Annotated in this window: 21 protein-coding genes; 18 read left to right on the top strand and 3 right to left on the bottom strand. The window is 61.1% G+C overall.

The genetic code is table 11. From position 1 onward, the window contains the following. Positions 1–165: 165 nt before the first annotated feature. The 18 genes from K3752_RS13790 to K3752_RS13705 all read left to right on the top strand — a co-directional run bounded on the left by K3752_RS13790 (position 166) and on the right by K3752_RS13705 (position 17412). Positions 166–996 (top strand): hypothetical protein, encoded by an 831-nt coding sequence (locus K3752_RS13790; RefSeq protein WP_260063551.1) that lies wholly within the window; start codon positions 166–168, stop codon positions 994–996. Between the two features lie 149 nt (positions 997–1145). Then, positions 1146–1619, top strand: a complete 474-nt coding sequence (gene rplO, locus K3752_RS13785; RefSeq protein ID WP_170342955.1) for a 50S ribosomal protein L15 — start codon at positions 1146–1148, stop codon at positions 1617–1619. A 109-nt stretch (positions 1620–1728) separates the two neighbouring features. Next, entirely contained in the window at positions 1729–3093 is a 1365-nt protein-coding gene (gene secY / locus K3752_RS13780; RefSeq protein ID WP_093965375.1) for a preprotein translocase subunit SecY, read from the top strand. Continuing rightward, positions 3090–3734: an adenylate kinase gene (locus K3752_RS13775; RefSeq protein ID WP_170343464.1), complete on the top strand. Its 645-nt coding sequence runs from the start codon at positions 3090–3092 to the stop codon at positions 3732–3734. The genes secY and K3752_RS13775 overlap by 4 nt, the downstream gene beginning before the upstream one ends. A gap of 199 nt (positions 3735–3933) precedes the next feature. Then, on the top strand, positions 3934–4302 hold the full coding sequence (rpsM, locus tag K3752_RS13770; protein ID WP_093965378.1) for a 30S ribosomal protein S13: 369 nt from the start codon (positions 3934–3936) through the stop codon (positions 4300–4302). A 15-nt stretch (positions 4303–4317) separates the two neighbouring features. Next, positions 4318–4707, top strand: coding sequence for a 30S ribosomal protein S11 (rpsK, locus tag K3752_RS13765; protein WP_008757289.1), 390 nt, complete (start codon positions 4318–4320; stop codon positions 4705–4707). Positions 4708–4823: 116 nt separating this feature from the next. Continuing rightward, entirely contained in the window at positions 4824–5840 is a 1017-nt protein-coding gene (locus K3752_RS13760) for a DNA-directed RNA polymerase subunit alpha (protein WP_170342951.1), read from the top strand. Between the two features lie 118 nt (positions 5841–5958). After that, positions 5959–6384 (top strand): 50S ribosomal protein L17, encoded by a 426-nt coding sequence (gene rplQ / locus K3752_RS13755; RefSeq protein ID WP_093965383.1) that lies wholly within the window; start codon positions 5959–5961, stop codon positions 6382–6384. Positions 6385–6555: 171 nt separating this feature from the next. Beyond that, positions 6556–7941: a trypsin-like peptidase domain-containing protein gene (locus tag K3752_RS13750; protein ID WP_260063550.1), complete on the top strand. Its 1386-nt coding sequence runs from the start codon at positions 6556–6558 to the stop codon at positions 7939–7941. 4 nt (positions 7942–7945) lie between these two features. Next, positions 7946–9259 carry a replication-associated recombination protein A gene (locus K3752_RS13745; protein WP_260063549.1) on the top strand — a complete coding sequence of 438 codons (1314 nt, stop codon included), beginning with the start codon at positions 7946–7948 and terminating at the stop codon, positions 9257–9259. A 96-nt stretch (positions 9260–9355) separates the two neighbouring features. Then, entirely contained in the window at positions 9356–10162 is an 807-nt protein-coding gene (locus K3752_RS13740) for a crotonase/enoyl-CoA hydratase family protein (RefSeq protein ID WP_170343468.1), read from the top strand. 134 nt (positions 10163–10296) lie between these two features. Further along, positions 10297–11340 (top strand): RluA family pseudouridine synthase, encoded by a 1044-nt coding sequence (locus K3752_RS13735; RefSeq protein WP_260063548.1) that lies wholly within the window; start codon positions 10297–10299, stop codon positions 11338–11340. Next, positions 11337–12008 carry an HAD-IA family hydrolase gene (locus tag K3752_RS13730; RefSeq protein ID WP_260063546.1) on the top strand — a complete coding sequence of 224 codons (672 nt, stop codon included), beginning with the start codon at positions 11337–11339 and terminating at the stop codon, positions 12006–12008. The genes K3752_RS13735 and K3752_RS13730 overlap by 4 nt, the downstream gene beginning before the upstream one ends. A gap of 4 nt (positions 12009–12012) precedes the next feature. Further along, complete coding sequence (locus K3752_RS13725) at positions 12013–12720, top strand: ATP12 family chaperone protein (protein ID WP_170408093.1); 708 nt, start codon at positions 12013–12015, stop codon at positions 12718–12720. A 210-nt stretch (positions 12721–12930) separates the two neighbouring features. Further along, positions 12931–13947 carry an amino acid ABC transporter substrate-binding protein gene (locus K3752_RS13720; RefSeq protein ID WP_093965393.1) on the top strand — a complete coding sequence of 339 codons (1017 nt, stop codon included), beginning with the start codon at positions 12931–12933 and terminating at the stop codon, positions 13945–13947. 126 nt (positions 13948–14073) lie between these two features. Further along, positions 14074–15306, top strand: a complete 1233-nt coding sequence (locus K3752_RS13715) for an amino acid ABC transporter permease (RefSeq protein WP_170361668.1) — start codon at positions 14074–14076, stop codon at positions 15304–15306. A 3-nt stretch (positions 15307–15309) separates the two neighbouring features. Further along, positions 15310–16608 (top strand): amino acid ABC transporter permease, encoded by a 1299-nt coding sequence (locus K3752_RS13710; RefSeq protein ID WP_170342939.1) that lies wholly within the window; start codon positions 15310–15312, stop codon positions 16606–16608. Positions 16609–16620: 12 nt separating this feature from the next. After that, positions 16621–17412 (top strand): amino acid ABC transporter ATP-binding protein, encoded by a 792-nt coding sequence (locus K3752_RS13705; protein WP_093965397.1) that lies wholly within the window; start codon positions 16621–16623, stop codon positions 17410–17412. Between the two features lie 49 nt (positions 17413–17461). Here K3752_RS13705 and K3752_RS13700 read toward each other — a convergent pair whose 3' ends face one another. Genes K3752_RS13700 through K3752_RS13690 form a run of 3 tightly spaced genes read right to left on the bottom strand, consistent with a single transcriptional unit; the run spans position 17462 to position 19400 of the window. Continuing rightward, complete coding sequence (locus K3752_RS13700; RefSeq protein WP_260063544.1) at positions 17462–17959, bottom strand: histidine phosphatase family protein; 498 nt, start codon at positions 17957–17959, stop codon at positions 17462–17464. Next, positions 17956–18669, bottom strand: a complete 714-nt coding sequence (locus tag K3752_RS13695; protein ID WP_260063543.1) for a ferredoxin — start codon at positions 18667–18669, stop codon at positions 17956–17958. The genes K3752_RS13700 and K3752_RS13695 overlap by 4 nt, the downstream gene beginning before the upstream one ends. Then, on the bottom strand, positions 18606–19400 hold the full coding sequence (locus tag K3752_RS13690; protein ID WP_260063542.1) for a sterol desaturase family protein: 795 nt from the start codon (positions 19398–19400) through the stop codon (positions 18606–18608). Before K3752_RS13690 ends, K3752_RS13695 begins: the two co-directional genes overlap by 64 nt. Positions 19401–19420: the final 20 nt, after the last annotated feature.

Genomic DNA, 19420 nt, shown 5'->3' with positions numbered 1-19420 from the left:
TGAAGCAGAGGCGCCCAAGTGGCGCCTCTTTTGTGTTTACGGATCCCACACGGGCAGGAAAATAGTTGTTACCACAACTGCGACGTTGCGCGGCGCCGGGAATTGGGTCACTCCAATGCAGGCAAGCCGTCAAGGCATGAACACATTGGGCAGAGAGGGCAGAACATGGCACGGGACTTCCAGATTGCAATGCTGTGGGTCGAGGGGCCGCTCAGCTTTTTGGAACTGCTGTGCATCCAGTCCTACTTGGATATGGGCCACAGCGTGCGGCTTTATACCTATAGCAATGTGACGAACATCCCCGAGGGTGTTGAGCACCGTGATGCCCGCGAGATCCTGCCGGATTCCGAATTTATCACTCATGAGCGCACCAACAGCCCCGCGCCGCATTCCGACAAGTTCCGCTACCGAATGCTCGCGCAGGAGCCCGACCTGATCTGGGCCGACACCGATGCCTATTGCCTGAAACCCTATTCAACGGCGAATGGTCATTACTATGGGTATCTCGAGGGTGAGGTGGCGATCGGGGTTCTGGGTCTGCCGCAGGACAGTGAAACCCTGGCCAAGCTGATCGAGTACACGAATGATCCCTACCTTATTCCTCCTTGGTTACCGCCGCGCCACCGCCGACCGCTGGAAGAGGCGCGGGACGCCGGGAACCCGACCAACGTTCCCGAGGCGTTGTGGGGCGTGTGGGGGCCGAAGGCATTCGCTTGGGCACTCAAGCAAACGGGCGAAATAAAATATGTCCTGCCGGAGCATGTTTTTTACCCGATCAACTTTTCGCGGCGCCGGGCCCTTGCCCGGCCGAACGAAAATCTTGACCGGTTTTTTCACGAGGATACCGTCTCGATCCATCTATACGGGCGCCGGATGCGGGCGATCATGCGCAAGAACCACGGTGGAATACCACATCCCGACAGCCTGGTCGGGCGACTTGTGGCCAAACATGGAATTGTGCCCCAAGATGCGCCCATTGCTGGCCGCGACGACTGAGCCGCTGCTGCCGGGCAATCAAAACTTGCAACTCGGGGCGCGAGGCTGTACTGCGCTCCGGTGGCGTGTTTGCCACGAGAATCAAAACCAAGAAATGCCGTGTTTGGCCCATCACGCTTCGGGGTCATATCCGGCTTAGGAGAAGCGACATGAAACTGCACGAATTGCGCGACAATCCCGGCGCCGTCAAGAAACGCACCCGCGTTGGCCGTGGTCCCGGCTCTGGCAAGGGTAAAATGGGTGGCCGCGGTATCAAAGGCCAGAAATCTCGTTCGGGTGTGGCCATCAACGGCTACGAAGGCGGCCAGATGCCGCTGTATCAGCGCCTGCCCAAGCGCGGCTTCAACAAGCCGAACCGCAAGGAATTTGCCGTCATCAACCTGGGCCTGATCCAGAAATTCGTCGACGCCGGCAAACTGGACGTTAAATCGGCCATCACCGAGGACGCACTGGTTGCCTCGGGTCTGGTGCGCCGCAAGCTGGACGGTATCCGCGTTCTGGCCAAAGGCGAAATCAGCGCCAAGCTGAACCTCGAAGTGACCGGCGCGTCGAAAGCGGCGATCGAAGCCGTGGAAAAAGCGGGCGGTTCACTGAAGGTCACAAAAGCCGCTGCGGCAGAGTAAGCGCTTGTGAGCGGGCGCCGACCCGCTTACATAGACCTCAGAGTTTTCCAAGACGCCGCCCGAGCCGGAAAACGGTTCCGGGCGGCGTTTTCATAAGAGAGACCGATTTATGGTATCAGCAGCAGAACAAATGGCAGCCAACACAAGCTGGGCTGCTCTGGGCAAGGCCACCGATCTGCGCAACCGCATCCTGTTCACGCTGGGTTTGCTGATCGTCTATCGTCTGGGCACCTTCATTCCGGTGCCGGGGATCGACGGTCAGGCGCTGCGCGAGTTCATGGAACAGGCGGGGCAGGGCATCGGTGGGATGGTTTCGATGTTCACCGGCGGGGCGCTGGGGCGGATGGGTATCTTTGCCCTCGGCATCATGCCCTATATTTCGGCATCGATCATCGTACAGCTGCTGACCTCGATGGTGCCCGCGCTCGAACAGCTCAAGAAAGAGGGCGAGCAGGGCCGCAAGAAAATCAACCAGTACACCCGTTTCGGCACCGTCGCGCTGGCCACCGTTCAGGCCTATGGCTTGGCGGTTTCGCTGGAATCGGGAGATTTGGCCACCGATCCGGGTCTGTATTTCCGCCTGTCGACGATGATCACTCTGGTGGGCGGCACCATGTTCCTGATGTGGCTGGGCGAACAGATCACCGCGCGCGGCATCGGCAACGGCATCTCGCTGATCATTTTCGTCGGCATCATAGCCGAGGTTCCTGCCGCGCTGGCCCAGTTCCTCGCCTCGGGCCGTTCGGGCGCGATCAGCCCGGCCGTGATCGTCGGCGTGATCGTGATGGTGATCGCCGTTATCACCTTCGTGGTGTTCATGGAACGCGCGCTGCGCAAGATCCATATCCAGTACCCGCGCCGCAATGTCGGCATGAAGGTCTATGAGGGCGGCTCGAGCCACCTGCCGGTCAAGGTCAACCCGGCCGGCGTGATTCCGGCGATCTTCGCCAGCTCGCTGCTGCTGCTGCCGGTCACGATCTCGACCTTCTCGTCGGGTGCGGCGAACGGACCGATAATGTCGTGGCTGCTTGCCAATTTCGGACCGGGACAGCCGCTGTATCTGCTGTTCTTCGCCTCGATGATCGTGTTCTTTGCGTATTTCTACACGTTCAACGTGTCGTTCAAACCGGATGACGTGGCGGACAATCTGAAAAAGCAGAACGGTTTCGTGCCCGGCATTCGCCCCGGCAAGAAGACCGCCGAATACCTGGAATACGTCGTCAACCGCGTACTGGTTCTGGGCTCGGCCTATCTGGCGGCGGTCTGCCTGCTGCCTGAAATTCTGCGCGGCCAGTTCGCCATCCCGTTCTATTTCGGCGGCACCTCGGTTCTGATCATCGTCTCTGTGACCATGGACACGATCCAACAGGTTCAGAGCCACCTGCTGGCGCATCAATACGAAGGGCTGATCGAAAAGTCCCAGTTGCGCGGCAAAGGCAAGAAACGCGGCAGGAAGGGACCCGCTCGTCGATGAATATCATTCTTCTGGGCCCCCCGGGGGCAGGCAAGGGTACGCAGGCACGTCACCTGGTTGAAACGCGGGGCATGATTCAGCTCAGCACCGGTGACATGCTGCGCGAGGCCCGCAGCTCGGGAACCGAGATGGGCAAGAAGGTGGCCGCGATCATGGACGCGGGCAAGCTTGTCACCGACGAGATCGTGATCGGCCTGATCGAAGAGAAACTGACCACCGAAAAGGGCGCAGGCTTCATCTTCGACGGCTTCCCGCGCACCTTGGCCCAGGCTGACGCCTTGTCGGCCCTTCTGACCAAGCTGGGCCAGTCGCTGCACACCGTGATTGAAATGCGCGTGGATGACGAGGCCTTGGTTGATCGGATCACTGCCCGGTCGACCTGTGGCGGTTGCGGCGAGGTCTACAATGACAAGACCAAACCGATCCCGGCCGATGGTAAATGTACCAATTGCGGCAAGGAAAACGATTTCGTCCGTCGTGCCGACGACAACGAGGAAAGCCTCCGCACCCGGCTTATGGAGTATTACAAGAAGACCTCGCCGTTGATTGGCTATTATTATGCCAAGGGCGATCTTCGACCGGTGAACGGGCTGGCGGACATCAAGGAAGTCCGGGCCTCGATCGCAGCCATATTGGGTTAGGCTTGCAAAGGGCTTGACGCCAAGCGCAAAAGCCCATATCGACCCCCATCCCTTTGGGGAATCAATCGCGCACGCGGGATTCGTTCCGCATGTATAGACCACCTCGAATAATGCTGAACCCTCTGGCCACACTGCCACGGTTAGGCGTTGTGAAAAAAGGTTCTGGAACTACGGAACCGCAACGAAAGGAAAGTGACACGTGGCACGTATTGCCGGCGTAAACATCCCGACTGCAAAGCGGGTACCAATCGCCCTCACATATATCACCGGTATCGGCAACACCTCGGCCAAAGCGATCTGCGAAGCCGTTGGCATCGACACGACCCGTCGCGTCAATGAACTGTCGGATGCCGAAGTTCTGGCCATCCGCGAATACATCGACGCGAACTTCACCGTCGAAGGTGACCTGCGTCGCGAAGTTCAGATGAACATCAAGCGTCTGATGGACCTGGGCTGCTATCGCGGTCTGCGTCACCGCCGCAACCTGCCGGTTCGCGGTCAGCGTACCCACACCAACGCTCGTACCCGCAAAGGCCCCGCAAAGGCCATTGCTGGTAAGAAGAAATAAGGGAGGGTCTGACTGATGGCACGTGACAAGACTCGCGTTAAGCGCAAAGAGCGTAAGAACATCGCATCGGGCGTCGCCCATGTGAATTCGACCTTCAACAACACCAAGATCCTGATCTCGGACGTGCAGGGCAACGCCATTTCGTGGTCGTCGGCCGGTACCATGGGCTTCAAGGGATCGCGGAAATCGACCCCCTACGCCGCTCAGATGGCTGCAGAAGATGCAGGCAAGAAGGCGCAGGAACATGGCGTCAAGACGCTGGAAGTCGAAGTTCAGGGCCCCGGTTCGGGTCGTGAATCGGCTCTGCGTGCGCTGGCTGCCGTGGGCTTCAACATCACGTCGATCCGCGATGTGACCCCGATCGCCCACAATGGCTGCCGCCCGCCGAAGCGCCGCCGCGTCTAACCGATCGAATTACCAGGCTGGGGCCGTGTTTTTACACGGCCCCGGTTCGCCGTTTTGAAACCTCGGGCGTCTGCACCTGATTGGTCATGGGGCGCAGACAGGAATGGAGGGATTACATGATCCACAAGAATTGGGCAGAATTGATCAAGCCGACCCAACTGGAAGGCAAGCCGGGCAACGATCCCGCGCGGCAGGCAACCCTGGTTGCGGAGCCGCTTGAGCGTGGCTTTGGTCTGACCCTGGGCAACGCGCTGCGCCGCGTTCTGATGAGCTCGCTGCAAGGCGCCGCCATCACTAGCGTCCAGATCGACAACGTCCTGCACGAGTTCAGCTCGGTCGCAGGTGTGCGTGAAGACGTCACCGACATCATCCTGAACCTCAAGCAGGTCGCTCTGCGCATGGAAGTCGAAGGACCCAAGCGCCTGTCGATCAATGCCAAAGGCCCCGCAGTTGTCACCGCCGGTGATATCAGCGAAAGCGCCGGCATCGAGGTTCTGAACCGTGATCACGTCATCTGCCACCTGGACGATGGCGCCGAGCTGTTCATGGAACTGACCGTCAACACTGGCAAAGGCTATGTCTCGGCCGAGAAGAACAAGCCCGAAGATGCGCCCATCGGCCTGATCCCGATCGACGCGATCTACTCGCCGGTCAAGAAAGTCGCCTATGACGTTCAGCCGACCCGTGAAGGCCAGGTTCTGGACTATGACAAGCTGACCATGAAGATCGAAACCGACGGCTCGATCACGCCCGAGGACGCGCTGGCCTTCGCCGCCCGCATCCTGCAGGATCAGCTGTCGATCTTCGTCAACTTCGACGAGCCGGAATCGGCCGGTCGCCAGGACGAGGACGATGGTCTGGAGTTCAACCCGCTGCTGCTGAAGAAAGTGGACGAGTTGGAACTGTCGGTTCGTTCGGCGAACTGCCTGAAGAACGACAACATCGTCTACATCGGCGACCTGATCCAGAAGACCGAAGCCGAGATGCTGCGCACCCCGAACTTCGGCCGCAAGTCGCTGAACGAGATCAAGGAAGTGCTGTCCGGCATGGGTCTGCACCTCGGCATGGATGTCGAGGATTGGCCGCCCGACAACATTGAAGATCTGGCCAAGAAATTCGAAGACGCGTTCTAAACGCGTCTTCGCCAATGCCCGGGCTGCCGGGGACCGTATGGGCATTTCCGCCCCAAGGAGAGCCGGTGACACGCATCGCCGGCCAGACAAAGCAAAACGCGAAAGAAGGAATTGAAAAATGCGTCACGCACGTGGTTACCGCCGCCTGAACCGTACTCATGAGCACCGCAAGGCCCTGTTCTCGAACATGGCCGGCTCGCTGATCGAGCACGAACAGATCAAGACGACCCTGCCCAAGGCAAAAGAACTGCGCCCGATCGTTGAAAAACTGATCACCCTGGGCAAGCGCGGCGACCTGCACGCCCGCCGTCAGGCCGCAGCTCAGCTGAAGGAAGACAAGGACGTCGCCAAGCTGTTCGAGGTTCTGGGCCCGCGCTACAAGGACCGTCAGGGCGGCTATGTCCGTATCCTGAAAGCTGGCTTCCGCTATGGCGACATGGCTCCGATGGCGATCATCGAATTCGTTGATCGTGACATCGACGCCAAAGGCGCAGCCGACAAGGCCCGCGTCGCCGCTGAAGAAGTGGACGTTGACGAAGAATAAGAACCGGCTGCATTGCCGTTTCATGGCCCCTGTCCGGATATCCCGGTCAGGGGCTTTTTCTTATGGATCGCCTCGCTTGCGGCGGACATGGCAGCGGCAAGGTTTCGCGTGCTCTATTGCATTCGCGTGCCGACCTCCGCATATCTTCGGCGGATGATGAACGGAGCTGTCATGATACGCACGATCCTGGCCGTATGCCTGATGACACTGGCCACCCATGCCGGTGCCGAGACACGGGTTCCTCAGTCACAGGTCGAGATTTCCATGGGTTTTGCCCCGGTGGTCAAAAAGGCGGCCCCGGCGGTGGTGAACATTTATGCCAAGATCGTCCGGCCTGGGCGCAGCAGTCCGATTTTCACGGATCCGTTCTTTCGCGACTTTTTCGGCGGTGGGTTTGGTGCACCGCGGCCGCGGGTTCAAAACTCGCTGGGGTCGGGCGTCATCGTGACCGAGGACGGCTATGTCGTCTCGAACTATCACGTTGTCGGCACCGCGACCGAGATCCGGGTCGTGACAACGGATCGTCGCGAGTTCCAGGCCGAGGTCGTTCTGGGCGACGAGGAAAGCGACATCGCCATCCTGCGCCTGCAGGACGCGCAGGGACTGCCGTTTCTGCGTCTGCGGGATTCTGACCATGTCGAGGTGGGGGAACTGGCTCTGGCCATCGGCAACCCGTTCGGCGTCGGGCAGACCGTGTCGTCTGGCATCATCTCGGGGCTGGCGCGGTCTGGCACCGCCACCGGCAATGCGCGGGGCTATTTCATCCAGACAGACGCGCCGATCAACCCGGGCAATTCCGGTGGCGCCCTGATCGACGTGAATGGTGACCTGATCGGCATCAATACCTCGATCCTGACGCGGTCGGGTGGGTCCAATGGGATTGGCTTCGCCATTCCGGCCAATCTGGTCGCAGAGTTTCTGCGGCAGGCCCAGGAAGGAAACGAAGGTTTCGTCAGCCCTTGGGCGGGTATGGCCGGACAGACCATGAGCGCAGACATCGCCGAATCCCTTGGGCTTTCGCTGCCGCAGGGCGTTGTGATCTCGGACCTCCATCCGCTCAGCCCGTTGGCCGAGGCCGGGTTGCGGGTTGGCGATATTGTGACCCACGTGGATGGCGAGGAGGTGAATTCTCCGGCTGAGATGAAGTTCCGCATGTCTGTGGCGGGTGTTGGTGGGACATCCGTTCTGACCCGGCTCCGCGGCAGCGAGCGCGCTGAGGTCGCCGTCGATCTGGTCCCCGCGCCCGAGACGCCTCCGGCCGAGGAAACCACTCTGGACGATCGCACGGTTCTTCCGGGAATGACGGTTGCGCGCATCAACCCGGCAATGATTGCCAAGATGAGTCTGCTGCTGTCGCAGACCGGTGTGGTCGTGGTCGACCCCGGCCCCTATGGCGCGCGGGCCGGGTTGCGGCCCGGCGATGTCATCAATGCCGTGAACGGGCGACAGGCTGAACGTCCCCGCGACGTCGTTCGGGCGCTGCGCGATCCGGGGCGGCGTGTGCAGATCGACCTGGTGCGCGGTGGCAAACCCGTGTCGTTGCGGTTCAGGCTGTGACCGCATGAGTGACCTGTTCGATACCGAAGACCAGGCCTCGGAACCGGCCCCGAACCGCCCGCTGGCCGACCGGCTGCGGCCCCAGGCGCTGTCCGAGGTGATCGGGCAGCGACAGGTTCTGGGCCCCGAGGCGCCGCTGGGGGTGATGCTGGCGTCGGGCAGCCTGTCCAGCCTGATCTTCTGGGGGCCGCCTGGGGTAGGCAAAACCACGATCGCGCGGCTGCTGGCCAAGGAAACCGACCTTCATTTCGAACAGATCAGCGCGATCTTCACCGGCGTTCCCGACCTCAAGAAGGTGTTCGAGGCTGCCAAGTTGCGGCGGCGGAACGGCCGGGGGACGCTGTTGTTCGTGGACGAGATCCATCGTTTCAACAAGGCCCAGCAGGACGGGTTCCTGCCGCATATGGAGGACGGGACGATCCTTCTGGTGGGCGCGACCACCGAAAACCCTTCGTTCGAGTTGAACGCTGCCGTGCTCAGCCGCGCGCAGGTGCTGGTGCTGGAACGGCTGGATCTGGCCGATCTGGAACGCCTGACACAGCGTGCCGAAAAAGAGCTGGGCAAGGCGCTGCCTCTGACCCCCGCAGCGCGGGAGACGTTGCAGGATATGGCGGATGGAGACGGCCGGGCGCTGTTGAACCTGATCGAACAGATCGCGGCCTGGTCGGTGGACGCGCCGCTGGACCCCGACGCTTTGGCCAAGCGCCTGATGCGACGCGCCGCGAAATACGACAAGTCGGGGGACGAGCACTACAACCTGATCTCGGCGCTGCACAAATCGGTGCGCGGGTCCGACCCGGATGCGGCGCTGTACTGGTTCGCCCGGATGCTGACCGGGGGCGAAGATCCGCGATACTTGGCCCGCCGCATCACCCGAATGGCGGTCGAGGATATCGGCCTGGCCGATCCGCAGGCCCAGTCGATCTGCCTGCATTCCTGGGAAGTTTACGAGCGGCTCGGGTCGCCCGAGGGTGAGTTGGCGCTGGCGCAGGCGGTCGTGTATCTGGCGCTGGCGCCCAAATCCAACGGGGCCTATGTGGGCTACAAGGCGGCGATGCGCCTGGCCAAACAGTCGGGCAGCGAGCCGCCGCCCAAACACATCCTGAACGCGCCGACCGGGCTGATGAAGGATCAGGGTTACGGCGCGGGCTATGCCTATGACCACGATGCCGAGGACGGGTTCTCAGGGCAGAACTACTTTCCCGAGACCATGAAACGCCCGGTCCTGTACCAGCCGGTCGAACGCGGGTTCGAGCGCGAGTTGAAAAAGCGTCTGGACTACTTTTCGAAACTGCGCAGTCAACGCAAGGGGTCGTGACGCAAGGTCAGATCAGGCCGTGCCGTCGCGTTTTGCGCGACACCCAAGGCGTGCCCGGGTTTCCCTAGGGTTACATGCCGCCAGGGAGGAGCGCAGATGACCGTTTCCATAGACAAGACAGACGACGTGTGGACCATCATCCACGACCGGCCCCAGGCCAGAAACGCCGTGGATGCCGAACACGCGGCAGCCCTGGCCGAGGCCTTCATCGCCTTCGAGGACAGCGCGGCCAAAGCCGCCGTGTTCTGGGGCAAAGGCGGCAATTTCTGCGCGGGCTGGGACCTCAAGATGGCAGCCACGCTGTCCGACCCGGACCTGCGCGAGCCCTATTTCGACAAGCATGCTTTTCCGATCGGGGCGGCGCCGTCGCTGCTGGGCCCGATGGGTCCGTCGCGGCTGGAATTGTCAAAGCCGGTCATCGGCGCGATCGAAGGCGCCGCTGTTGCCGGCGGCATGGAACTGGCCCTGTGGTGCGACATCCGGGTGATGGCCGAGGACGCCTATATGGGCGTCTATTGCCGCCGCTGGGGGATCACGCTGATGGATGGCGGTTCGGTGCGGCTGCCGCGGCTGGTCGGGCAGGGCAAGGCGCTTGAGATTGCGCTGACAGGGCGCAAGGTCAAGGCTGACGAGTGCGAACGGATCGGCCTGGCCGAGAAAATCGTGCCGCAGGGTGAAGCACGCACGGCGGCCGAAGCGATGGCGCAAGAGATCGCCCGGTTCCCGCAGGAGGCCGTCCGCGCCGACCGCCGCTCGATCATCGAAACCCGGGGGATGCCGATGCGCGAGGCGTTGAAGGTCGAATGGGCCAACGGACTGGACGCCATCCGCCGCGAGGGCACATCCGGCGCGGCTCGGTTTCGCGATGGGGCCGGGCGGCACGGAGATTTCACCGATATCTGAGCGGCCTTGGCCCTGCGAACCCGTCAGCCTGCTTGACTCTTGCCTTGCGGCGCGCGACAGACGCGGATGTTTTCTGAGGCACTGACACGGGCGATTTTCCGGGCGCGCAGCATCCGGTCGCAAGGGGTATTGGCATGAGCGGCGTACAGATGATCACGGTCGAGCCGGGCGACGGCGACCAGCGGTTGGACCGCTGGATCCGGCGCCTGTTCCCGCATGTCAGCCAGGGCCGGATCGAAAAGATGTGCCGCAAGGGTGAACTGCGCGTGGACGGCGGCCGGGTCAAGGGCTCGACCCGCTTGCAGGCGGGGCAGGTGGTGCGCGTGCCGCCCCTGCCGGACCCGGATCACAAACCGGCCCCGGCCCGCCCCCGCGTGACGGATGCCGATGCGAAAATGATCCAGTCCTGCGTGATCTATCGCGACGACCATGTCCTGGCCCTGAACAAGCCCCACGGCCTGCCCGTTCAGGGCGGCAGCGGCCAGGCCCGGCATGTGGACGGCCTCGCCGAGGCGCTGCGCTTTGGCTATGACGAGAACCCGCGGCTGGTGCACCGGCTCGACAAGGACACCTCGGGCGTGCTGCTGATGGCGCGCACGCGCGAAGCGGCCAAGGGGCTGACCGCGGCCTTCCGGCATCGCAACACGCGCAAGATCTACTGGGCGCTGGTGGCCGGTGTGCCGACCCCGTATCTGGGCGAGATCAAGACCGGGCTGGTCAAGGCCCCCGGCCATGGCAAGCAGGGCGAGGGCGAAAAGATGATCGCCGTCCACCTGAACGAGATCGACAGCACGCCGGGTGCCAAACGGGCCCATACGCTTTATGCCACGCTGTATCGGGTGGCGGGGCGCGCATCTTGGGTCGCGATGGAGCCCGTCACCGGCCGCACGCACCAGCTGCGCGCGCATATGGCGGCCATCGGGCACCCGATCATCGGCGATGGTAAATATGGCGGCTCGGGTCAGGAAAATATGGGCGATGGCTGGGGCGCACAATTGGGCGGGGTCATCAGCAAGAGGCTGCATCTGCACGCCCGAACCGCGTCGTTCAAGCATCCGATGACCGGCAAGCAGGTCACGATCAACGCTCCGCTGCCGCCGCACATGAAGGACAGCTGGGATACTTTGGGCTGGACCGAAGATCTGGCCGCCGAGGACCCGTTCGAGGAGTTGCAATGACCGCGCCTCTGCGCCTGGTTCTGTTCGATGTCGACGGGACGCTGGTGGACAGCCAGGCCAGCATCGTGTCAGCCATGACCGCCAGTTTTCAGGCTCTGTCCCTTCCGGGGCCAGATCGCGCGGCGATCCTGTCGATCGTGGGGCTGTCCTTGCCGATTGCAATCGCACGCCTCGCGCCGGATCAGTCGCAGGCAACTCAACACCGGTTGGTCGAGGGTTACAAAGAGGCGTATCACGCTCATCGGCTTGAGATGGGGGCGGCAAGTTCTCCGCTCTATCCCGGCGCGCGCGAGGTTATCGGATCGTTGCAGGCCGTGCCCGAGATCCTTCTTGGCGTGGCGACGGGTAAATCGCAGCGGGGGTTGGATGCCTTGCTTGAGGCGCACGGTTTGGATTCGGTCTTCGTTACCCGTCAGGTGGCGGACCATCATCCATCCAAGCCGCATCCCTCGATGATCGAAACGGCGCTTTTTGAAACAGGGGTGTCGGCCGGTGATGCGGTGATGATCGGCGACACCAGCTTTGACATGGAAATGGCGCGGGCCGCCGGGGTTGCGGGGATCGGCGTGGGCTGGGGCTATCATGATCGGTCGCAGCTGGCTGCGGCGTCCGCGGTGATCGACCGGTTCGAGCAGCTGCCCGGCGTCCTGTCCGCAGTCTGGGGATAACGATATGAGTGAGTGGAAACCGAAACGCTTTTGGACAGCCAGTGCCGTGGTCGCGACCGATAGCGGTTTTACCGTCGAGTTGGATGGCCGCCGGGTGCGGACACCGGCCAAGGCTGCTCTGGTCCTGCCCACCCGGGCCATGGCCGAGGCGGTGGCCCGCGAGTGGGACGCGCAGGAAAAGGAAATCGATCCGGCGGCGATGCCCTTCACCCGCTCGGCCAACGCGGCAATCGACAAGGTGCAGCATCAGCACGCGGAAGTGGCCGACATGTTGTCGGACTATGGCGATTCGGACCTGCTGTGCTATCGCGCAACCCACCCGAAAGCCCTGATCGAACGTCAGCGCCGCGAATGGGACCCCGCGCTGGACTGGGCCGCGGAAACGCTGGGCGCCAGACTGATCCCGGTCGAAGGCGTACGGCATCAGCCTCAGGCCCCCGAGGCACTGGACCGGCTGCGTCGGCAGGTTCACGACCTGGACGCGTTCCGTCTGGCGGCGTTTCACGACCTTGTGAGTCTGTCGGGTTCGTTGATTCTGGGTTTTGCTGCTGCCCAAAACTGGCGCAACCCGGACGAGATATGGCGCATTTCTCGGCTGGATGAATCGTGGCAGGCCGAGCAATGGGGCGATGACGACGAGGCGGTCCAAGCCGCCGAACTGAAGAAGATCGCCTTTTTGCACGCGAAAACCTTCTACGATCTATCGGTTTGAGCCTTTCTGGTCCTGATTTGAGAGGCTTGGGCAGTTGCCTTGCCGGGAACATATCGTTTTCACTGATCCGACCCTTGACGTTTGTTTATGAATGCGCCCAAACTCGGGCGCACTAAAGGGGAGACACCTTTGGGGTAACCTATCCGGCTACCTTTGTGTGTCGGACAAGATCCGTCCCGGGATGGGGCGGGAAATCAGGAAGAGGTAAAAATGAAAAAATCCGTAATCTTGGGCGCGGCGACGATTGCCGGTCTTGCTGCCGGCGCGGCCGCGGCAGGAACCATGGACGACGTCAAAGCGCGCGGCAAGCTGAACTGCGGTGTAACCACCGGTCTGGTTGGCTTTGCTGCACCTGACGCGAATGGCGAATGGCAGGGCTTTGACGTTGCTGTATGCCGCGCAGTAGCCGCCGCCGTTCTGGGTGACGCGAACGCTGTTGAATTCGTTCCCACCACCGGCAAGACCCGCTTCACCGCTCTGGCTTCGGGCGAAGTTGACATGCTGGCCCGCAACACCACCTGGACCTTCAGCCGCGACGTCGACCTGAAGTTCGAATTCGTGGGTGTGAACTACTACGACGGTCAGGGCTTCATGGTTCCCAAGGCACTGGGCGTCAGCTCGGCCAAGGAACTGGACGGCGCCACTGTCTGCATCCAGACCGGCACCACGACCGAGCTGAACCTGGCGGACTTCTTCCGCTCGAACAACATCAGCTACGAGCCGGTTCCGATCGAAACCAACGCCGAAGCGCAGCAGCAGTACCTGGCAGGTGCCTGTGACGTTTACACCACCGACGCCTCGGGCCTGGCCGCAACCCGCGCCACGTTCGAAAACCCCGGTGATCACGTTCTGCTGCCCGAAATCATCTCGAAAGAGCCGCTGGGACCGCTGGTCCGTCACGGCGACAACGAGTGGGGCGACATCGTTCGCTGGACCCTGAACGCGCTGATCTCGGCCGAAGAGCTGGGCATCACCTCGGCCAACATCGACGAGATGGCTGCTGGCACCGAGAACCCGGAAATCAACCGTCTGCTGGGTAGCGAAGGCACCCTGGGCGAGATGCTGGGTCTGGACGCACAGTGGGCCATGCGCGCCGTCAAGGCGGGTGGTAACTACGGTGAAGTGTTTGCCAAGAACATCGGTGAGGAAACCCCGATCGGTCTGGCGCGCGGTCTGAACGCACAGTGGACCGATGGTGGTCTGCTGTACTCGCCGCCGTTCCGCTAAAATCCACGGAAAAGGGCGCAGGGCAACCTGCGCCCTTTTTTGCAAAACAGAATGCTACGGGCTGCTCGGGAGCGGGGAAAACCCTGCCGGGAAGGAAGCGTCCGAAAAGCACGGGGATCCCAAAATATGTCGACTATGACTGACCCACCGAAGGCTGACTTTCGGTTGTCGATGCTCATAAACGATACACGCTATCGCTCTCTTACATTTCAGGTGATCGCGGCAATCGTTATTGCGCTCAGCATCTGGTATCTTGGTAACAACCTGATCCAGAACCTTAGGGCCGCAGGGCTCAACATTTCCTATTCTTTCCTGGGCGATCCGTCCGGGTACGACATCAACCAGCGTTTGATCGAATATGACAGCCAGTCCTCGCATGGGCGTGCGGCTGTCGTCGGCATTCTCAACACGCTTTTGGTTGCATTCCTGGCTTGTATCACTGCGACGGTGTTTGGCGTGATCGCAGGCGTTTTGCGCCTGTCAAACAACTGGCTTGTATCCAAGCTGATGGCGGTCTACGTGGAAATCTTCCGGAATATTCCGGTCCTGATCTGGATCATCATCATCTTCACGATCATGACAGCCGTGCTGCCGGGACCGAGGGAGTTCCGCGGCGATAACCCAACATCCAGCATGCTGTTTGATCTGTTCGCCTTTACCAACCGCGGCGTCTATGTCCCGCGCCCCGAGTTTGCGAATGGGCTGTTCGGTTCGACCTTTCTGAATTGGCTGCTGGTCATCGCGGTTTTGGTCGCTTCCTGGTTTGCGTCTCGTGAAATTGAGAAACGCGCCACGCTCAAACAGGAACAGACGGGCGAGCGTCCTAAGACCGGCCTTGTGAAACTTGCAGTTTGGCTCGTGCCTTTTGCGCTGCTGATGATTTTGATGGGCCTGACCTGGGACGTCCCCGCACTGAAAGGTTTCAACTTCAGCGGTGGTATCAAGGTCGGCGGCCCGCTGATCGCATTGTGGTTCGCTTTGTCGATCTATACCGGCGCCTTCATCGCAGAAAACGTACGTGCGGGTATTCAGGCGATTTCAAAAGGCCAGACCGAGGCTGCGGCCGCGTTGGGCCTGCGTCCCGGTCGGATCATGAATCTTGTGATCCTGCCTCAGGCGCTGCGGGTCATCATCCCGCCGTTGATCTCGCAATATCTGAACATCACCAAGAACTCGTCGCTTGCGATTGCAGTCGGCTATGCGGATATCACCGCAACGCTGGGTGGCATCACGCTGAACCAAACCGGTCGGGCGATCGAGTGCGTCTTGCTGCTGATGCTGTTCTATCTGACAGCCTCGCTGCTGATTTCGATGGCGATGAACATCTACAACGCATCCGTCAAGTTGAAGGAGCGCTGAGCCATGGCTGATCAAACAACAAATCCGATCGCATTTGTGGCCGACGGCACCATTCCTCCGTCGCCTCCGCCGGCGAACCAGACGGGTATCGTCAAATGGCTGCGTGAGAATCTTTTCTCGGGTGTCACAAACACGATCCTTACCCTTCTGTCGATTCTGCTGATCTATGTGCTTCTCAAGAACACCTTGCCGTGGATTTTGAACGGCGTTTGGAATGCGGACTCGCTGGCGCAATGCCGCGAGATTCTGGACGGCAAGACCGGGGCCTGTTTCGCAGTTCTGACCGAACGCTGGCATCAACTGATCTACGGGTTCAAATATCCAGTAGAAGCGTATTGGCGCCCGAACCTGGCGTTTGTGCTGATGCTGGTCGCTGTGGCACCTGTTCTGTTCTTCGACCTGCCTCGTAAGTTGCTGCTGTTTACGGCGCTCTACCCGTTTATCGCTTTCTGGCTGATTTGGGGTGGAACCATCATGGTGCCCATCGTGGCCCTGCTGGGCTGTGTCGCGGCAGGCGTGGTGTTCCAGAAATTTGGCCGCAACAGCTTTGCAGCCGGGTTCTTTGGGGCCATTGTCGTGGCGCTGGTCGTGTGGAATGTCGGCGGGGCACTCATTCCCGAAGACGCCAACGAAGGTGCGCTGCTGACTGCGGTGCCCAGCCGTGACCTGGGTGGTTTTATGCTGAACCTGATGCTGGGCGTGACCTGTGTGTCGCTGTCCTTGCCCCTGGGTATTGCACTGGCTCTGGGTCGTCAGTCCGATATGCCGCTGATCAAGTGGGTTTGCGTCATCTTCATCGAATTCATCCGTGGCGTGCCTTTGATCACGCTGCTGTTCGTGGCTTCGGTGATGCTGGCCTATTTCTTCCCGCCTGACAGCACGGTCGACCTGTTCCTGCGCGTCGTGATCATGATCACCATGTTCTCTGCCGCCTACATCGCCGAGGTGATCCGCGGCGGTCTGGCGGCGCTTCCGCGCGGTCAGTATGAGGCAGCAGACAGTCTGGGTCTGGACTACCCGCAGGCGATGCGTCTGATCATCCTGCCACAGGCCTTGAAGATCTCAATCCCTGGTATCGTGAACGTGGCCGTTGGTCTGTTCAAAGATACAACGCTGGTTTCGGTCATCTCGATGTTCGATCTGGTGGGCATGATCCGGGGTCCCATCCTGGCGTCGACCGAATGGAACGGCGTCTATTGGGAGCTTCTGGGCTTTGCCGCGCTTCTGTTCTTCGTCGTCTGCTACGGCATCTCTCAATATTCCCAGTGGCTCGAGCGTCGCCTTGCCACGGATCATCACTAAGGAGTTCAACACATGTCTGAACTTGCAATCGACCGCGAAATTGACCGCTCTAAAATGCAGGTGAGCGACGAGGTCGCCATCGAAATCACCAACATGAACAAGTGGTACGGGTCCTTCCACGTGCTGCGCGACATCAATCTGACCGTCAATCAGGGCGAGCGGATCGTGATCGCGGGGCCGTCGGGGTCGGGCAAATCCACTCTGATCCGCTGCCTGAACGCGCTGGAAGAACACCAGCAGGGCAAAATCGTGGTGGACGGAACCGAGTTGTCGAACGATCTGAAGAACATCGACAAGATCCGGTCCGAGGTTGGCATGGTGTTCCAGCACTTCAACCTGTTTCCGCATCTGACCATTCTGGAAAACTGCACGCTGGCCCCGATCTGGGTGCGTAAAACGCCCAAGAAAGAGGCCGAAGAGCGCGCGATGCATTTCCTTGAGAAGGTCAAGATCCCCGAACAGGCCGACAAGTATCCCGGTCAGCTGTCGGGTGGTCAGCAGCAGCGTGTGGCGATTGCACGAAGCCTGTGCATGATGCCGCGGATCATGCTGTTTGACGAACCGACATCCGCTCTGGACCCCGAGATGATCAAAGAGGTGCTCGACACGATGATCGAGCTGGCCGAGGAAGGCATGACCATGCTCTGCGTAACGCACGAGATGGGCTTTGCCCGCCAGGTGGCGAACCGGGTGATCTTCATGGATGCCGGTCAGATTGTGGAACAGAACGAACCGGAAGAGTTCTTCAACAACCCGCAAAGCGAACGGACCAAGCTGTTCCTCAGCCAGATTCTGGGTCACTGAGGCGGGTCGAAAACGACGTTGGAAAGGGCGGGGTGATCCCGCCCTTTTTTCATTCCAGCAACGCGCGCGGCGTGACGAATTCGATCACCTGGCCGTCGTGCCAACCAATTCCGGACCAGTCCGCCATATCAAATTGAAGAACCGTGGTCGCACAGGTCGGATAGTCGCGGAACCGCGGGTGCTCCGGTGCAGACTGAGCAATACGTTCCGCAAACTCCGCGATCCCCGGATTGTGGCCCAGCAGCAGGACCGTTTGGCCCGTCGCGCTGGACAGCGCCTGCCGGATCTGGTCGGGCGAGGCATGATAGAGTTCGGAGAGGAACCGGATGTTGGACGCACTCAGCCCCATCCGAAGCCAGGTCTCGCGCGTGCGTTCGGATGAAGAACTCAGGACCTCGTCGGGCAAGTACCCCTTGCGCCGCAGCCAATCGCCGATGGCGGAGGCGGAGGCTCGGCCGCGCTTGTTCAACGGTCGGTCATGATCGGGCAGGCCGGGATCGTCCCAACTGGATTTTGCGTGGCGGGTCAGGATAAGCGTGCGGGTCATTCCGGGTGAAAGGCTCTCATGTGATGGGCGGATTGCTCGGCCCGACGTCCGGCCCCCGCGCTGAGCGGACAGACCAGCCGGGCCGCGCATCCCTGTGTCATGCAGGCCTGACCGGGCGGAGTTCTCAGGTAGCCGTGGCAGGCGTCGACGTCATAGAACGTCTTGGCGTTCAAGGCCCCAACCGGGCAGGCCGATGCGCAGGGCGCAGGGCAATTGATACATGGCGACGGGTCATCTGCGACGGGAATGTCGAACTCGTGATCAAAATGCAGGGCCCCACGGAATGAAATCATCATTCCCACCGTGTCGTGCACCAGCGCGCCCACCGGGCTTTGAAACGTACGTCCCGATTTCAACGCCCAATCTATGAATGGCGAATACGGGGGGCCGCCGAACGGATACCACGCCTGGGCGCCCAGGTTTTCCGCAAGGGTGCCGACCACTCGGAGCGACCAACGGTCGACCGGGTCCGGCTTGCCGTCCAACCACTCGGCCGAAGCGGTAAGGACCGGCCAAAAGCTGCTGCCTGCCCCGAGCAGAATAAGCGTGCCACTATCCAACTGTTTGGCGCCACTCACCCGCGGGTGTTGCGCGCCCATGAGGACCAGGCCCGCGGCCTCAGATGCGGAAACCACTTGATCATAGGTCACTTGCGCCGAAACGGCAGAGCGAGGCTCCACCCCAGCTTCGTCGGTCGATCGTCCTGCCATTCCAGCCCCACCGTCATGTCGTCGTGGCCGGCCTCGGGCTGCGCCACATATGTTCCCATCAAACGATCCCAGATGGATAATGCAAAGCCATAATTGCTGTCATGTTCCCTGCGCAGCACCGAATGGTGGACCCGGTGCATGTCCGGCGTGACCAGTATTCGGCGCATGGCGGCATCCACGGCGGCGGGCAGGCGGACGTTCGAATGGTTGAACAAAGCGGTGCCGTTCAGCAGGACTTCGAACAGGATGACCGCGAGCGCGCTGGGCCCCAGCAGGTAGACGAGACCGATCTTCAAACCCATCGACAAGGCGATTTCGACCGGGTGAAAGCGAACGGCCGTAGTGACATCCATATCACGGTCGGCATGGTGCACACGGTGAAGACGCCACAGGATCGGCACCTTGTGGGTGATCAGATGTTGTGCCCAGATGGCGAAATCCAGCACCAGGACACAAAGGGTGACCTCGACCCATTTGGGCCAGTCCAGAGTGTTGAAAACTCCGACGCCTAACCGGCCGGCATCCAAAGCCGCCCCGACCGCCAGCAAAGGGAACCCGATCGCCATCGCCCGCAGTGTCAGTGTGTTCAAAAGGGTGACCGAGAGGTTGGTCAGCCAGCGGCGCGATCGAGGCACGCGTAGTGGACGGCGCGGGGCAAGCCTTTCGGCCAACGCGAAGGTCAGAAACAGCGTCAGAAAGATGCCCATGCGGATGATGAGTTCACGCTCCATGCATTCAAATTTAAGCATGT

Origin of the sequence: Ruegeria sp. B32 (assembly GCF_025141855.1) — a bacterium.
Lineage (GTDB): Bacteria > Pseudomonadota > Alphaproteobacteria > Rhodobacterales > Rhodobacteraceae > Ruegeria > Ruegeria arenilitoris.
Note: the sequence above shows the minus strand (reverse complement) of the source record. Positions and strands in the feature narration are given on the sequence as shown.

Bases quoted from the DNA above. Each gene is read 5' to 3' on its own strand.
- K3752_RS13740 (WP_170343468.1), top strand. From the start codon at position 9,356: ATGACCGTTTCCATAGACAAGACAGACGACGTGTGGACCATCATCCAC.
- K3752_RS13730 (WP_260063546.1), top strand. From the start codon at position 11,337: ATGACCGCGCCTCTGCGCCTGGTTCTGTTCGATGTCGACGGGACGCTG.
- K3752_RS13750 (WP_260063550.1), top strand. From the start codon at position 6,556: ATGATACGCACGATCCTGGCCGTATGCCTGATGACACTGGCCACCCAT.
- K3752_RS13745 (WP_260063549.1), top strand. From the start codon at position 7,946: ATGAGTGACCTGTTCGATACCGAAGACCAGGCCTCGGAACCGGCCCCG.
- K3752_RS13690 (WP_260063542.1), bottom strand. From the start codon at position 19,400: ATGGAGCGTGAACTCATCATCCGCATGGGCATCTTTCTGACGCTGTTT.
- K3752_RS13720 (WP_093965393.1), top strand. From the start codon at position 12,931: ATGAAAAAATCCGTAATCTTGGGCGCGGCGACGATTGCCGGTCTTGCT.
- K3752_RS13775 (WP_170343464.1), top strand. From the start codon at position 3,090: ATGAATATCATTCTTCTGGGCCCCCCGGGGGCAGGCAAGGGTACGCAG.
- K3752_RS13700 (WP_260063544.1), bottom strand. From the start codon at position 17,959: ATGACCCGCACGCTTATCCTGACCCGCCACGCAAAATCCAGTTGGGAC.
- K3752_RS13710 (WP_170342939.1), top strand. From the start codon at position 15,310: ATGGCTGATCAAACAACAAATCCGATCGCATTTGTGGCCGACGGCACC.
- K3752_RS13735 (WP_260063548.1), top strand. From the start codon at position 10,297: ATGAGCGGCGTACAGATGATCACGGTCGAGCCGGGCGACGGCGACCAG.
- K3752_RS13695 (WP_260063543.1), bottom strand. From the start codon at position 18,669: ATGGCAGGACGATCGACCGACGAAGCTGGGGTGGAGCCTCGCTCTGCC.
- K3752_RS13725 (WP_170408093.1), top strand. From the start codon at position 12,013: ATGAGTGAGTGGAAACCGAAACGCTTTTGGACAGCCAGTGCCGTGGTC.
- rpsK (WP_008757289.1), top strand. From the start codon at position 4,318: ATGGCACGTGACAAGACTCGCGTTAAGCGCAAAGAGCGTAAGAACATC.
- K3752_RS13790 (WP_260063551.1), top strand. From the start codon at position 166: ATGGCACGGGACTTCCAGATTGCAATGCTGTGGGTCGAGGGGCCGCTC.
- K3752_RS13715 (WP_170361668.1), top strand. From the start codon at position 14,074: ATGTCGACTATGACTGACCCACCGAAGGCTGACTTTCGGTTGTCGATG.
- K3752_RS13760 (WP_170342951.1), top strand. From the start codon at position 4,824: ATGATCCACAAGAATTGGGCAGAATTGATCAAGCCGACCCAACTGGAA.
- K3752_RS13705 (WP_093965397.1), top strand. From the start codon at position 16,621: ATGTCTGAACTTGCAATCGACCGCGAAATTGACCGCTCTAAAATGCAG.
- rplQ (WP_093965383.1), top strand. From the start codon at position 5,959: ATGCGTCACGCACGTGGTTACCGCCGCCTGAACCGTACTCATGAGCAC.
- secY (WP_093965375.1), top strand. From the start codon at position 1,729: ATGGTATCAGCAGCAGAACAAATGGCAGCCAACACAAGCTGGGCTGCT.
- rplO (WP_170342955.1), top strand. From the start codon at position 1,146: ATGAAACTGCACGAATTGCGCGACAATCCCGGCGCCGTCAAGAAACGC.